Source organism: Rhizobium jaguaris (assembly GCF_003627755.1).
Lineage (GTDB): Bacteria > Pseudomonadota > Alphaproteobacteria > Rhizobiales > Rhizobiaceae > Rhizobium > Rhizobium jaguaris.
This window is the reverse complement of record NZ_CP032694.1, coordinates 4506021-4520117: the sequence shown is the minus strand read 5'-3', so window position 1 is coordinate 4520117 and position 14097 is coordinate 4506021. Positions and strand designations below refer to the sequence as shown.

Below are 14097 nucleotides of genomic sequence, written 5' to 3'. Positions count from 1 at the left end.
GGCTTCGCTCAGTCTTCCGCCTTCAAACCGGCTAAATGCTGGAATTCAGCAACGACCTGGTCGTAGACAGACCGTTTGAAGGCGACGATCAAGCCGGGCAGCTCCGCCATCGGCTTCCATTCCCAGGCGTCGAATTCCGGTTCGTGGCCGCCCGGCGGCGGATTGATAGCGATTTCGCTTTCGTCGCCGTCAAAGCGGAAGGCAAACCAGCGCTGCGTCTGGCCACGGAATTTTCCCTTGAGGCCGATGCCGATCAGCTGCGGCGGCAGATCGTAGTTGATCCAGTCCTTCGCTTCGGCGAGCAGCGTCACGGTTTTTATACCGGTTTCTTCATGGAGCTCGCGATAGGCCGCCTCCAGCGGGTCTTCGCCCTCGTCGATGCCGCCCTGCGGCATCTGCCAGAGCTGCGGCGAGCCGTCATATTCGGAATTGACATCCGGGATGCGCTTGCCGGCCCAGACCAGCCCTTCGCGGCTGAGCACCATGACGCCGACGCAAGGGCGATAGGGCAGGTCTTCGGCTCTGACGGGTTGATGGCTCTTGCTCATGGTTATCCTCTAACGATCAGGGATGTTTGGGGTCGTCGGCGAGGGCCGAGACGGCAACGATCTCGATGCCGCGCATGGCTGCCTCCTCGCTCCATTTGCTGATGGCATCGACGCTCTCGTCGAAAGCGGCTGCAACGCCGATCGCCGAGCCATTGCGGCGCGCGATGCGCTCCAGCTCATCGAGTTTCTTCAGGATGGCATCCTGCTGCAATTCTCCGTCGAGCTGCACGTCAGCAAAAGCATGCGGCACCTCCAGCGCCTTGGCGATGGTGCCGGATTTGGACTGTGCCGAGGAGCCGTCATCAAGGAACAGCAGGCCGCGCTTGCCGATATCGCGCATGACAGGTTCCATGGCATCGGCATTCGAAAGGAACCGTCCGCCGAGATAGTTCATCACGCCGGTGTAGTTGGTGATCTCGCCCATGGCCTTGTGCAGGTCTTCGATATTCTTGGCTGCGGGCTGCGAGGTCAAAAGCGTATCCGGCCCGGGATTGTTTCCGGGATAATCGAAAGGCTCGAAAGGCACCTGGAGCAGGATCTCATGGCCGCCTCGCCGCGCCTCCTGCATCCAGCGCTGCAGGCTGTTGCCGGTGGCGGCAAAGGCAAGCGTGATCTCCTCGGGCAGCTTCTCGATGGCGCGCTGCGTGCCGGTCTGGCTGAGGCCGAGACCGCTGACGACGATGGCAACGCGCGTGCCGCGGGCACCGGACCAGGGCCGCGCATATTGGTCCATTGGTCTCAGCCCGCTCGGTGCCGTGATCGGCAATTTGCCGGAGGGCGAGTCCTCCAGCAGGCTGTCGTTCGGCGTTGCCGCCATGCGCGGATCCTGGCCGACCTGATTGGCGTTGATCAGTACCGGGCCGCTGCCGTCGCGCGAGTTCGGGCTGAACATCGTCACGACGGAACCGTCGCTGGTGACGATGCGATGGGTATCGGCGCCAGATTGCGGGTCGACTTGCGTCAGGCCCGTTTGGTTGCTCGTGGTGGGCTTTTCGGCCGCCGCTGTTGGGGGTGGCGAGGTCTTCTCGGCTGTCTCGGCTGGCGGAGTTTTCTGAAGATTGTCGCGCAGCAGCGCCGAATAGAGGGAAAAACTGGCGATCGCGATCAGGCAGAACCCGGCAAGGATGCGCCCGAAGGGAGGGCGCTGCCATTTGCGGCCAGGGCTGCGGTTCTGGCCCAGCGGTGCATGCAAATCCGTTCCCAAAGTCCGTATCCACCCCAAGCGGGAAGCTGTCCGCCCCAGAGCATTCCGCTTTCAAGCGTAGCCATCAAAGCGGAGAGGACGCTCCAGATTCCAAACACCCAAGCATGATCCAAAATGGATTTCGAATAAGATCGCACTTATTCAAACAGCAAGAGCGAGATGAGATAGATCACCTCGCTCCGGATATGAAAGCGCCGGGTCTGTTTCCAGCCCGGCGCTGTTTCCTTATTTGGAGGAAACCGCCTTTTCCGGATTGGGCGGGAAGGACGGGTCCGTCTTTGCGCCGCGCAACAGGTCAAGCGCGTAGTTGAGCTGAATGTCGTCCTTCGGATCCGGCGGTACATAGGCGGCCGAGCCGGAACCTTGGTCGGTTTCGCTCTGGCCCTTAATGTGGCCCGGCAAGCTGGATTCGCCTTCGGTCACCAGCTTACCCTTCAGATCGTCGGGCAGTGGTTCGTCGACCTTGACGTCAGGCGTGATACCTGTGCCCTGGATCGAACGACCCGATGGCGTGTAATAGAGCGCCGTCGTCAGGCGCAGCGCACCGTTACCATCGCCAAGCGGGATGATGGTTTGCACGGAGCCCTTACCGAAGGACTGGGTGCCGAGAACGGTGGCGCGGCGCAGATCCTGCAGGGCGCCGGCGACGATTTCCGAGGCTGAAGCCGAACCGCCGTTAATGAGCACGATGATCGGCTTTCCGTCGGTCAGGTCGCCCGGGCCGGCGTTGAAGCGGCGGGTCTCGTCCGGATTGCGGCCGCGGGTGGAGACGATTTCACCACGCTCCAGCACATCGTCGGCGACGTTGATCGCTTGATCGAGCAGGCCGCCCGGATTGAGGCGCAGATCGAGGACGTAGCCCTTCAGCTTGTCGGCTGGAATGTCCTTCTTGATCTTGGCGATCGCGGCTTCCAGGTCCGGAGTGGTTTTTTCGGTGAAGGAAATGATGCGGAGATAACCGACGTCGCCGCCTTCTTCGCGCGACTTGACGGCGGCAACAGCGATCACGTCACGGATGATGGTGAGTTCGATCGGCTTGTCGGCGCCCTTGCGCATCAGCGTCAGCTTGATCGGCGTCTTGACGGCGCCGCGCATCTTCTCCACGGCGTCTTCCAGCTTAAGGCCGCGTACGGACTGGCCGTCGATGGCGGTGATATAGTCGCCGGCGAGAACACCGGCCTTGGCGGCGGGCGTATCATCGATCGGAGTGATGACCTTGACCAGGTCGTTATCCATCGTCACTTCGATGCCGAGGCCGCCAAATTCACCCTTGGTCTGGGTGCGCATGTCGTCGGCATCCTTGGCATTCATGTAGCTCGAATGCGGGTCCAGCGAGGACAGCATGCCGTTGATGGCGGCTTCAATAAGCTTGTCTTCCTGGGGCGGTGTTACGTACTGCGCGCGCACACGTTCAAAGACATCGCCGAAAATCGACAATTCCTTGTACGTGGAAGCGCCTGCGGCTTCCGCCGGCGCTACCGCCGTGTAGATGACGCTCATCGCGGTCGCACCCATCAATGCGCCAACGAGAACAAGAGAAGCCCTACGTATCATTGCGTGCCTTTCCAGTGTCTTTGGAGGTCCACCAAGGTCGAGAATCGACCGGCTTCCCATCTTTTCGAAATTCAATGTAGAGCGTTGGCCGATCCGTTTCCAGCGCCAATGCAGTCGCGCTCGCGACTCTTTTTTCGCCCATCACAGCGAGCGGCTCTCCGGCGAAGACAAATTTGCCGAGACGCGTCTTGATCGCGTCCATTCCTGACAGCACCATGTGATAGCCGTCGCCCGTGTCCAAGATAACCATCTGGCCGTAGCTGCGAAACGCGCCGGCGTAGACGACCGTCCCATCGGCAGGAGCGGTGACGAGCGCGTCGGGGCCGGTCGCGACGGTTATGCCCATCGCCGTATGTCCCGTTCCGTCATCGTCGCCGAACTGGCGGAGAATATCACCCGCCACAGGCAGCTCCAATTTCCGTTTAAGGTCGGAGAACGGATATGCGGGCGCAATGCGGTTTTTATCGGGCACGCCGCCTTCGGCCAGTGCCTTGGCCTGTTCGCGCTGCTGGTCGGTCATCTGCTCTCGGCGCGCCTCTTCCGCCCGCGCGGCGGCAGCGGCATCGCGCACCGAGCCGATCTGGCTTTCCAGGGACGCGACGAGACCCTCGAGACTGGTCGCTTGACCCGCCAGTTCTTCGGAGCGCTTGCGCTCGGCATCCAGTTTAGCAGCGTTTTCGTGGGTCTGCTTGTCGTTCTCGGCGATCAGAAGGTCCATGCGCCGTTCCTCCTCCAGACTGTTGGTCATGGTGGCGGTGAGATCGGCCTTTTCGGCAGCCGTGGCGGCATGCAGTTTGGTGAGATCGGTAAGGTCGGCGACGAGCTTGTCCGTCTCCTTGCGCATGCCGGGAACGACGGCACCGAGCAGGATAGCGCTGCGCACGGAGGCAAGCGCATCGTCCGGCGTCACCAGCAGCGCCGGTGGCGGGTTGCGGCCCATGCGTTCCAATGCGCCCAGAACTTCGGCCAGCAGCCCGCGGCGCTCGTGTAACGATCCTCGGATTTTGTCTTCCTTGACGGCGAGATCGGTCAGCGTCTTCTCGCTCTGCTGAATCTTGCGATCCATATCCCTTCGGCGGGCGGCGCTGTCGATCAGCGCCTGGCGCAGGCTGGCGGTGCTCTTGTCGAGCGAGGCGATACCGTCTTCCAGCGCCTTCGTCTTGTCGGCCGAAAGGTTGATGGTCTTTGACAATTCTTCCAGCTCGGCGCGGGTCTGGTCGCGCTTTCGGGCGAGATCGGCAGCCGGGTCGGGCGTCCGCTCCGTCGGCTGCGCCGATGGTGTGGCTGAGGCGGGCTGATCGTCCTTGGTCCGCGTGGGTGACGCGCCGCCATCTTCCTGAGCCTGGGCCATGTCGCGGAACTGGAGCGGAGTTTCAACATAGACACCCACGCCAAAACACACCGCCAGAGATGGCAGCAACAGGCGGGAAAGCGTGGGCGGGGTTTTTCTCATCCAGTCGTTTGGGCTCAGCCCCTCAAATCGCGTGAAATTAAACCGATTTGCCGCGATTATCCAGGAAGCATCATCAATTTTGCGGCGGGAATCAAAACACGCCTGTGTGAGCGTTCCGTTAACGCAAAATATCCGAAAGCCAAACTGTTTTCGAGTGTTTCGATTTCCGGCGGCGCTACGTCAAACCCGATGGTAGGGGTGGCCGGACAGAATAGTGACGGCGCGATAGAGCTGTTCGGCGATGAGAATGCGCACCAGTTGATGCGGCCAGGTCATTTTGCCGAGGCAGATGGTGGCGTCGGCCTTGTCGTACAGGGATGGGTCGAGACCATCCGCGCCGCCGATGGCGAGCGTCAGGTCGCGCTTGCCCTGGTCGCGGAATCCACCGAGCAAAGCAGCGAAGGCTTCGCTGTCCAGCGCCTTGCCGCGCTCGTCGAGGAGGATGAGAATGCCGCCTTCGGGATGGGCCTTCTGCAGCAGGACCGCCTCTTCACGCTTGCGCGTCTCACCGTTGGACGCGCGGCTTTCGGCGACCTCGGTCATGCGCGCCAGTTCGAGGCCGATTGCTGGACCAGCCTTGGCGAAACGGTCAAGATAACGGGCCGCAAGATCCTTTTCAGGGCCGGTTTTCAACCGTCCCACCGCAAAAAGACCTATCCGCATTCCCGCTCCCAAGCATATCCGCCATCATGGCGGCACAGATATAGATCGTTGCCGGACAAACATGTCCGGAGATTCGATACTGCCAACCGGGACCGGGAATAATGCCCGGAACAGGTTAGTGCAGCGTGCCTTCGTCGAGATCAGGAGCAGCCCACATCTTTTCGATGTTGTAGAACTCGCGGATCTCCGGACGGAACACGTGAATGATGATGTCACCGGTGTCGATCAACACCCAATCGCCGCCTTCCAGGCCTTCGACGCGGGCGCTGCCCAGGCCTTCGTCCTTGAGGTCGGTGATCAGATGATCGGCAATCGCCAGGACATGCCGGTTCGAGCGTCCGGAGACGACGACCATGTAGTCCCCAAGCGCGGATTTGCCAGCAATGTTGATGGTGACGATATTTTCGGCCTTGGAGTCCTCGAGGCTTGCGAGGACAGCGTGCAGGGCTCGGGCAGCGGCATCGGCGCCACGTTCCGGGCTCTTCGGGATAACGACAGGCGTTCTTCCCTTGGCGTGTACTGTTGTCAGTGCTCTTCCTTCCTTGAGTAACAGAACATGCACATAGGTGATCTGAGTCGATCACGCTACAAAGATAGGCACCAAAGCATTAAGGTTTCAAGACGCTGGTCGTCACCTATTCGACGTAGAGACAAGGTTTTGTATTAAATTCCCCCTCTTTCGCACCAGATATGGGCAATCGTTCGCGAAAGTTGCAGCGGAAGCGGCAGGTAACGTAAGGTAAGGCAGAGTGCCGCGGCCGCCATCTCCCTTCGCGGGCATCCCATGTACAGGCGAGCGAAGGGCGCGTATACACAAGATGAGATCGAAACGCTCCGACACCATGACCAAAGCTCCGCAACAATCCCTGAAACCTATCCTCCGCATCAGTTTTTCGGGGCAGGACCGGCTTGGGCGCGGCAAGATGGAACTCCTTGAACATATTCGCGAAACCGGCTCGATCTCAGCTGCCGGGCGCGCCATGGATATGTCCTATCGCCGTGCCTGGCTGCTCATCAGCGAACTCAACCATATGTTCCAGGAGCCTGTCGTCGAATCGCAGCGTGGCGGACAGAAGGGCGGCGGTGCTGCGCTGACGCCATTCGGCGAGGAATTGTTGCGGCGGTTCCGCGGCATGGAAAGCTCAGTGCGGGCGGCCATCGCTGGCGATCTCGAATGGCTGGAGGCCAATCGCAACCCAAGTGATGCCGCTGCAGAGCCGCGGGCGGACTCCTGATCTTTCTTAGGATTCGAGCGCTACGGTCTTGATGACCGCATGAACGGGCAGTCCGATCCGCAGACCCAGCCGCTCGGTGGAAAATTGCGTGATGCGGGCAAGCACCTTGTCACCACCGCAATCGATCTTCACTTCAACGGTGCCGTCGGCCGCCGTGCCGATCGCGATCACCCGGCCTTCGAGGATGTTGAGGGCGCTCAGGCCTTCGGGGCGCGCCGTTGCCAGCATGACGTCGCGGGCGGGAATGTGGACGCGGACGGCCTTGCCAACGCCAGCCGCTTCGCCGGGCACGAAAAGCTTTGCCGCTTTCAGCGCCACGATAGTCAAACGGTGCTGGCGGTCGATATGCTCCACCCGACCCTCGAGCAGAACACCGGCTTCGCGACGGTCGGTCGCCTGCGGGCCGGAAAGCTGGCTAAAGATTTCTACCGCCGGCCCCATTGCCTCCACCTTGCCGTCGCGCAGGACGACGACGCGGTTGGCCAGCCGTGCCACTTCGGCGATCGAGTGACTGACATAGATGATCGGCACCTTCGTCTCGTCACGGAGCCGTTCGAGATAGGGCAGGATCTCGGCTTTGCGGGCCTCGTCGAGTGCTGCCAGCGGTTCATCCATCAGCAGCAGCCGCGGTGAAGACAGCAGGGCGCGGCCGATGGCGACACGCTGTTTCTCGCCGCCGGAGAGTTTTGCCGGTCTTCGATCGAGAAGTGCTGCGATGCCCAGCAGATCAACGACGCCGTCGAAGCTCTCGCCGCGCTCGCTTTTCGGGGCGAACCAGCGACCGTAATTCAGGTTTTGCCGCACCGAGAGATGCGGAAACAGCCGCGCCTCCTGGAAGACATAACCGAAACGGCGGCGGTGGCGCGGAACGAAGACGCGGGCGTCGGCGTCGGCGAGCACTGCGCCGTCAAGAGTGACGCGGCCATGGTCCGGTTTGGTAAGGCCGGCGATGATGCGGATGATCGAGGTCTTGCCGGAGCCGGAGCGGCCGAACAGGGCGGTGACACCGCCGTCGGTTGTGAAGGCAGTGTCGAGCGAGAAGGCGCCTAATCGGTGGCGGATATCGACACTGAGCGTCATTCCCAATGCACCCTCTTGCCGGCGAGATAGGCGAGGAATTCCGAGGCAAGCAATGCCGCCATGGAAATGACGATAGCGACGATCGTCAGCCGCAGCGCACCGGCATCACCACCGGGCACCTGCGTGAAGGTGTAGATCGCCGACGATAGTGTCTGCGTTTCGCCGGGAATGTTGGAGACGAAGGTGATGGTGGCGCCGAACTCGCCCATGGCCTTGGCGAAGGACAGGATCATGCCGGCAATGATGCCGGGCAGGATCAACGGCAAGGTCACGGTGAGGAATATCCAGAGCGGGTTTGCTCCAAGCGTTCCGGCGGCCTCCTCGAGCTTGCGATCGACGGCTTCGATCGACAGGCGGATGCTTCTGACCATCAGCGGAAAGCCCATGATACCGCAGGCAAGTGCGGCGCCGGTCCAGCGGAAGGAGAAGACGATACCGAGATATTGGTCGAGCAAGGCACCGATCGGGCCTTTGCGGCCGAAGAGGATCAGGAGGATAAAGCCGGTGACGACGGGCGGTAGAATCAGCGGCAGATGGATGATGCCGTTGAAGATCGACTTGCCCCAGAATTTACCGCGCGCAAGCAACATTGCTGCGGCAATGCCGAAGGGCAGGCTCACCAGCATCGCAACGGTCGAGACGCGCAGGCTCAGCTCGATCGCCGTCCATTCGTCGCTGCTCAAACCCAATGCGTCCAAGTCCGGCCTCACAAAGAAATGTCAGGCCCGCCGAGGTCCGGCGAGCCTGTCGAAACAAACAGAATGCCTACGGTTGAGCGATGCTGCTCACTGCTTCAGAACCGTGAAGCCTTCATGCTCGAAGAACGGAACAGCCTTAGCCGATTTCAGATAGTCGAAATAGGCCCGCGTGTCCGGGTTGGTGCTGCTGACAGTGATCGCGATCGGATAGATGATCGGCGGATGGCTGTCTTCCGGAAAGGTGCCGACGACGGCGACGCCTGGATCGGCGGAGACGTCGGTCTGATAGACGATGCCGTAGGGTGCTTCGCCACGTGAAACCAGCGCGAGCGCGGCACGTACGCTTTCAGCGCCGGCGACCTTCTTCTCGACGGAAGGCCAGACGCCAAGCTTTTCGAGCGCTGCCTTGCCGTATTTGCCCGCCGGCACTGATTCCGGCTGGCCGATCGCCAGGCGTCCGTCGCCGAGAAGGCCGGCAAGATCCATACCCTGCTTGACCTCGACGGGCTTGGCCTTTTCCTTGGCGGCGACGAGAACGATTTGGTTGCCGAGCAGGTTGACGCGGCTGTCGTCCTTGATCAGCTTTTTCTTGGCGACATAGTCCATCCAGTCGGTATCGGCGGAGATGAAGACGTCGGCCGGTGCGCCGTTTTCGAGCTGCTTGGCGAGTGGGCCGCTTGCCGCATAGGAGACGGTAACCTGTTTGCCGGTTTCCTTGGTGAAGGCGGCGTCGATGTTATCCAGCGCGTTTTTCATGCTCGCGGCAGCAAAGACGGTGATCTTGTCAGCGGCGAAGGCCGGCGCAGGAATGACCGACATGCCGAGCCAAGCGACGGAAAGGGCGGCAGTTGCAAGCTTGATCCATTGGTGGCGGCGCGTGGCCATCATATTTCTCCCGGAAAGTATCGACATATTTGGACAGATATAACGGCTGACGAAGCTTGGCTAGAGGGATATATTTCGAAAATATAGCGTCGCCGGAAAGCGTAACCCTACGAATATGATGGAGTTTTGCCTTCGGGGCGCATATTAGAGCATTTTGTCATTGCAGAAATGCATGGCTGGATTCGCCCAGGAGGATAGCGAACGCTCACGGTATGAGACTTAACGTTACGAATCGTGCGTTTTCGCAAATCTCTTCACGGCAGGCGGTCTTGAAAGGAGGCTATAGCGCGCTTAGGTAATGTAAAAGAAGCGTTTTTTGGGCAAAGTGTTTTCGCAGTTATGATCAAAATGCATTGCTGCAATGCGCAATCAGCGTTTTACCATTCGGTCAAATCTGCTAAAACATAAACATCGAAACGGCGATCTCCTCCTCCCAACGCCTTTCGATAAGGGTCGGCAACCCTCCTCCTCCCAATTGCCGACCAGGTTTGAAGGCCCGACGGATCTCCTCCCCCGTCGGGCTTTTCATTTTTGGGGGATTTTCCTGAAAATCAGACTCTATATCGCGCAGATGCGGTTATTGCGCGGCGCGCAGTGCGGTCGAGCTCAATGTCGAGCGCCGGCCGTGGATGAAGGTCCAGGCAGGTGCGGGTTTTTTCCACAACACCCGTGCGTCGTCTTCGTCGACGCGTGCATAGTGAAATGTCTTGGCCATCTTTGCAGAAAGATAGGACAGCGTCGATCCAGGCCGGTCGATGACGGCGATCGGAAAGGTGCGGGCAATCTCCTGCCATTTCTGCCAGCGGTGAAACGTGTTGAGGCTGTCGGCACCCATAATCCAGATGAAATGAACCTGGCTGTTGCGCGCCTTAACGCAGGCGAGCGTATCGGCCGTGTAACTCATGCCGAGCGCCTGCTCGAATGCCGTCACCTTGATACGCGGATTGTGGAGAATCTGCTCGCTGAGTGCGATGCGCTCGGCGAGCGGCGCTAGATGATTGTTGTTCTTCAGCGGATTGCCCGGTGTCACCATCCACCAGAGTTGATCGAGGCCAAGCCGGCGAATGGCGATCTCGGCCACCAGCGCATGGCCGCGATGCGGCGGATTGAAGGAGCCGCCGAAAAGACCGACCACCATGCCGCGTTCGGCATGCGGCATGCGCAGATAGCGGTAATCGATCTCTTCTTTGTGCACGTCAGGGCCGTATCTGTCCGGTGCCGCGCACGCGATATTTGAAAGAGGTAAGCTGCTCGACGCCAACCGGGCCGCGCGCATGCATCTTGCCCGTGGCGATCCCGATTTCCGCGCCCATGCCGAACTCGCCGCCGTCGGCAAATTGCGTCGAGGCGTTGTGCAGCAGGATCGCCGAATCGATTTCGGTGAAGAAGCGCTCGACCACGGCGGGGTCCTCGGCAATCACGGCTTCGGTATGATTGGACGAATATTTGCCGATATGGGCGATCGCGCCCGAAATGCCGTCGACAATGGCGACGGAGATGATGGCGGCGAGATATTCGGTCGACCAATCCTCTTCCGTCGCGGCTTTCAATCCCGGCACGTGGCCCAGCACCTCGGCGGAGCCGCGGATTTCACAGCCGGCGTCGGAGAGCGCGTCGAGCAGCGGTTTCAGATGCGTCGGCGCGGCCTTGGCATCGACCAGCAGCGTCTCGGCCGAGCCGCATACGCCCGTACGGCGCATCTTGGCGTTGACGATGATCGTCTTTGCCATCTCCAGATCTGCCGAGCCGTCGATATAGACGTGGCATAGGCCTTCAAGGTGAGCGAAGACCGGTACACGCGCTTCGCTCTGTACGCGCGCGACCAGGCTTTTGCCGCCGCGCGGCACGATGACGTCGATCGTACCCTCCAGCCCCCGCAGCATCGCACCAACGGCGGCGCGGTCGCTGACAGGGACGAGCTGGATCGCATATTCCGGCAGGCCAGCGACCTTCAGCCCTTCGACCAGGCATTCATGGATTGCCTGAGACGAGCGGCGCGAATCGCTGCCGCAGCGCAGAATGACGGCATTGCCGGCCTTCAGGCACAGCGCGCCGGCATCGGCGGTGACGTTCGGCCGGCTTTCGAAGATGACGCCGATGACGCCGAGCGGCGTGCGCACGCGCTCGATCTTCAGGCCGTTCGGCCGGTCCCAGGCAGCAATGACCTCGCCCACCGGATCCGGCAACGCCGCAATGGCGCGAATGCCCTCGGCCATCTCAGTGACGCGTTTGTCGTTGAGCGTCAGGCGATCGACGAAGGAGGCAAGAATATCCGTGCCCTCGACATCTTTCAGGTCCTTGGCATTCTCGGCAAGGATACGGTCCTTGCGGGCAAGAATGGCATCCGCCATGGCGTTCAGTGCCTTGTTTTTGCTTCCGGTCGACGCGAATGCCAGTGGTCGCGACGCAGCCCTGGCCTTGCGGCCGATATCGTTCATCAAGGTGTCGATGTCGGGGCTTTGCGCGACGGTATCAAGCATGAGCTTCATCCTTCTTCAGTTTTTCAGCCTTCGTCTTGACGGTCGCGGTCATGACGAGGTCGTCGCGGTGCACCATGGCGGCGCGGCCGGGATAGCCGAGGATTGCCTCGATCTCCGCCGACTTGCGGCCGGTAATCTGGCGAGCCTCCTCGGCGTCGTAGCCGGCAAGGCCACGGGCGATTTCCCGGCCCGACGGGCCGATGACGGCAACGGTGTCGCCGCGGCCGAAATGGCCGACAATATTGCGCACGCCGGCAGGCAACAGGCTCTTGCCGGCGCCGAGTGCGGTCACGGCACCCTCGTCGACATGCAGCTGGCCGGCCGGCTGCAACTGTCCGGCAATCCACGTCTTGCGGGCGGTGACGGGCGTGCCCGAAGGTGCGAACCAAGAGGAGCGTGCGCCGTTTGCGATGGCATTCAACGGCCGATCCGTCTTGCCCGAGGCGATGATCATGGCGCAGCCGGCACCCGTGGCGATCTTGCCGGCATCGATCTTGGTGCGCATGCCGCCACGCGACAGTTCCGAAGCCGCGCCACCAGCCATCGCCTCAATTTCCGGCGTGATCTCAGCGATCGTTTCCAGGAATTTCGCTTCGGGGTCGAGATGCGGCGGAGCGGTGTAGAGCCCGTCGATGTCAGACAGCAGGATCAGCAGGTCGGCTCCGGTCATGGTGGCGACGCGGGCGGCCAGCCGGTCATTGTCGCCATAGCGGATTTCGCTGGTGGCGACCGTGTCGTTTTCATTGATGATCGGCACAGCGCCGATCTTCAGGAGCTGATTGATGGTGGCGCGCGCGTTGAGATAGCGGCGGCGCTCTTCGGTGTCGCCAAGCGTCAGCAGGATCTGACCGGCGACGATATCGTCGTGCGACAGGCTTTCCGACCAGGCGCGCGCCAGCGAAATCTGGCCGACGGCTGCTGCCGCCTGGCTTTCCTCAAGCTTCAGCGCACCGGAGGGCAGGTCGAGCACTGAACGTCCCAGCGCAATAGCGCCGGAGGAAACGACCAGGACATCGACGCCCTTGGCCTTCAGCCCGGCAATATCGGCGCACATGCCGTCGAGCCAAGCCTTTTTCAGCCCAGTCTTACGGTCGACGAGAAGGGCTGAGCCGATCTTGATGACGATGCGGCGATAGCGGTCGAGCGGCTTGCGGGCAGTCATCCCTGATGGTCCTCGTGGTCCTCACCTTCGCCTTCGTCATCCGAGACCAGCATGTCGCGGTGGCGCAGCTTCGGTGCTTTCGCCGGCTTTTCTTCCTCGGTGCCAGCGTTCGCCTCGACAATCACGTCGCGCAAAGCGCGCAGCACCTCGGTCATGCCGCTGCCGGTGACGGCGGAAATGCGGAACGGCGTCTTGCCGCAGGCCCGCGCCAGCTCGCGCGTCTTCTTCTTCAGCGTCTCGTCATCCAGCACATCGATCTGCGACAGCGCGACGATCTCCGGCTTGTCGGTGATGTCGTTGCCATAGGCTTCCAGCTCGTGCTTCACCGTCTTATAGGCCTTGCCGACCTTCTCTTCCTGCGCGGAAACGAGATGCAGCAGCACACGGGTGCGCTCGACATGGCCGAGGAAACGGTCGCCGATGCCCACACCTTCGTGTGCGCCTTCGATCAGGCCGGGAATATCGGCCAGAATGAACTCCTGGCCGTCGATGGTGGCGACGCCGAGATTGGGGTGCAGCGTCGTGAATGGATAGTTGGCTATCTTTGGCCGAGCGCGGCTGACGGCGGCAAGGAAGGTCGACTTGCCGGCATTCGGCAGGCCGACGAGACCGGCATCGGCGATCAGCTTCAGCCGCAGCCAGATGGTCTTTTCTTCGCCCGGCAGGCCGGGATTGGCCCAGTCGGGCGCCTGATTGACCGAGGATTTGAAATAGGCGTTGCCGAAGCCGCCATTGCCGCCGGCGGCCAGACGAAAGCGCTGGCCTTCCTGCGTCAGGTCGCAGATCAGGGTTTCCTCGTCTTCTTCGAAAATCTGCGTGCCGACCGGAACCTTCAGCGTTACGTCGTCGCCTTTGGCGCCGGCGCGGTTCTTGCCCATGCCATGCATGCCGATCTTGGCCTTGAAATGCTGCTGGTAGCGGAAATCGATCAGCGTATTCAGCCCGTTGACAGCCTCGACCCAGACATCGCCGCCACGGCCGCCATCGCCGCCATCCGGACCGCCGAACTCGATGAATTTCTCACGCCGGAAGGAAACGCTGCCCGCGCCGCCATCACCAGACCGAATATAGACCTTTGCTTCGTCGAGAAATTTCATTTTACTTCCGTCACTCGGTATTGGCGCATGGCCCCTTG

13 protein-coding genes and 1 pseudogene are annotated in these 14097 nt (G+C 61.2%); 1 reads left to right on the top strand and 13 read right to left on the bottom strand.

Annotated elements, in window-relative coordinates; genetic code table 11:
• Positions 1-8: 8 nt before the first annotated feature.
• The 6 genes and pseudogenes from CCGE525_RS21920 to rsfS form a co-directional block, all read right to left on the bottom strand.
• Complete coding sequence (locus CCGE525_RS21920; RefSeq protein ID WP_120706130.1) at positions 9-548, bottom strand: RNA pyrophosphohydrolase; 540 nt, start codon at positions 546-548, stop codon at positions 9-11.
• 16 nt (positions 549-564) lie between these two features.
• On the bottom strand, positions 565-1752 hold the full coding sequence (locus CCGE525_RS21915) for a divergent polysaccharide deacetylase family protein (protein ID WP_120706129.1): 1188 nt from the start codon (positions 1750-1752) through the stop codon (positions 565-567).
• A gap of 225 nt (positions 1753-1977) precedes the next feature.
• Positions 1978-3306 carry a S41 family peptidase gene (locus CCGE525_RS21910; protein WP_120706128.1) on the bottom strand — a complete coding sequence of 443 codons (1329 nt, stop codon included), beginning with the start codon at positions 3304-3306 and terminating at the stop codon, positions 1978-1980.
• Entirely contained in the window at positions 3296-4759 is a 1464-nt protein-coding gene (locus CCGE525_RS21905) for a murein hydrolase activator EnvC family protein (RefSeq protein WP_120706127.1), read from the bottom strand. Before CCGE525_RS21905 ends, CCGE525_RS21910 begins: the two co-directional genes overlap by 11 nt.
• Positions 4760-4939: 180 nt before the next feature.
• The gene (rlmH, locus tag CCGE525_RS21900) at positions 4940-5422 is read right to left on the bottom strand and encodes a 23S rRNA (pseudouridine(1915)-N(3))-methyltransferase RlmH (protein ID WP_120706126.1); all 483 of its coding nucleotides are present in this window, start codon (positions 5420-5422) and stop codon (positions 4940-4942) included.
• Between the two features lie 115 nt (positions 5423-5537).
• Positions 5538-5980 (bottom strand): annotated as a pseudogene (rsfS, locus tag CCGE525_RS21895) (ribosome silencing factor).
• 284 nt (positions 5981-6264) lie between these two features.
• Between rsfS and CCGE525_RS21890 the strand changes: the two are divergent.
• Positions 6265-6657: a winged helix-turn-helix domain-containing protein gene (locus tag CCGE525_RS21890; protein WP_120706124.1), complete on the top strand. Its 393-nt coding sequence runs from the start codon at positions 6265-6267 to the stop codon at positions 6655-6657.
• A gap of 6 nt (positions 6658-6663) precedes the next feature.
• Here the strand turns inward: CCGE525_RS21890 and modC are convergent, their stop codons facing one another.
• From modC to obgE, 7 genes are all read right to left on the bottom strand, one after another.
• Complete coding sequence (gene modC / locus CCGE525_RS21885; protein WP_120706123.1) at positions 6664-7737, bottom strand: molybdenum ABC transporter ATP-binding protein; 1074 nt, start codon at positions 7735-7737, stop codon at positions 6664-6666.
• Positions 7734-8435: a molybdate ABC transporter permease subunit gene (gene modB, locus CCGE525_RS21880; protein WP_120706122.1), complete on the bottom strand. Its 702-nt coding sequence runs from the start codon at positions 8433-8435 to the stop codon at positions 7734-7736. The genes modC and modB overlap by 4 nt, the downstream gene beginning before the upstream one ends.
• A gap of 87 nt (positions 8436-8522) precedes the next feature.
• The gene (modA, locus tag CCGE525_RS21875) at positions 8523-9320 is read right to left on the bottom strand and encodes a molybdate ABC transporter substrate-binding protein (RefSeq protein ID WP_120706121.1); all 798 of its coding nucleotides are present in this window, start codon (positions 9318-9320) and stop codon (positions 8523-8525) included.
• 577 nt (positions 9321-9897) lie between these two features.
• Entirely contained in the window at positions 9898-10479 is a 582-nt protein-coding gene (locus CCGE525_RS21870; protein ID WP_245472190.1) for a nicotinate-nucleotide adenylyltransferase, read from the bottom strand.
• 37 nt (positions 10480-10516) lie between these two features.
• Positions 10517-11800, bottom strand: a complete 1284-nt coding sequence (locus tag CCGE525_RS21865; protein ID WP_120706550.1) for a glutamate-5-semialdehyde dehydrogenase — start codon at positions 11798-11800, stop codon at positions 10517-10519.
• A complete protein-coding gene (proB, locus tag CCGE525_RS21860; RefSeq protein ID WP_120706119.1) occupies positions 11793-12962 on the bottom strand; it encodes a glutamate 5-kinase in 1170 nt (389 codons plus the stop codon). The genes CCGE525_RS21865 and proB overlap by 8 nt, the downstream gene beginning before the upstream one ends.
• Positions 12959-14059: a GTPase ObgE gene (gene obgE, locus CCGE525_RS21855; protein ID WP_120706118.1), complete on the bottom strand. Its 1101-nt coding sequence runs from the start codon at positions 14057-14059 to the stop codon at positions 12959-12961. The genes proB and obgE overlap by 4 nt, the downstream gene beginning before the upstream one ends.
• Positions 14060-14097 lie beyond the last annotated feature (38 nt).

Bases quoted from the DNA above. Each gene is read 5' to 3' on its own strand.
- CCGE525_RS21920 (WP_120706130.1), bottom strand. From the start codon at position 548: ATGAGCAAGAGCCATCAACCCGTCAGAGCCGAAGACCTGCCCTATCGC.
- CCGE525_RS21910 (WP_120706128.1), bottom strand. From the start codon at position 3,306: ATGATACGTAGGGCTTCTCTTGTTCTCGTTGGCGCATTGATGGGTGCG.
- CCGE525_RS21905 (WP_120706127.1), bottom strand. From the start codon at position 4,759: ATGAGAAAAACCCCGCCCACGCTTTCCCGCCTGTTGCTGCCATCTCTG.
- rlmH (WP_120706126.1), bottom strand. From the start codon at position 5,422: ATGCGGATAGGTCTTTTTGCGGTGGGACGGTTGAAAACCGGCCCTGAA.
- CCGE525_RS21890 (WP_120706124.1), top strand. From the start codon at position 6,265: ATGACCAAAGCTCCGCAACAATCCCTGAAACCTATCCTCCGCATCAGT.
- modC (WP_120706123.1), bottom strand. From the start codon at position 7,737: ATGACGCTCAGTGTCGATATCCGCCACCGATTAGGCGCCTTCTCGCTC.
- modA (WP_120706121.1), bottom strand. From the start codon at position 9,320: ATGGCCACGCGCCGCCACCAATGGATCAAGCTTGCAACTGCCGCCCTT.
- CCGE525_RS21870 (WP_245472190.1), bottom strand. From the start codon at position 10,479: ATGCCGCATGCCGAACGCGGCATGGTGGTCGGTCTTTTCGGCGGCTCC.
- CCGE525_RS21865 (WP_120706550.1), bottom strand. From the start codon at position 11,800: ATGCTTGATACCGTCGCGCAAAGCCCCGACATCGACACCTTGATGAAC.
- proB (WP_120706119.1), bottom strand. From the start codon at position 12,962: ATGACTGCCCGCAAGCCGCTCGACCGCTATCGCCGCATCGTCATCAAG.
- obgE (WP_120706118.1), bottom strand. From the start codon at position 14,059: ATGAAATTTCTCGACGAAGCAAAGGTCTATATTCGGTCTGGTGATGGC.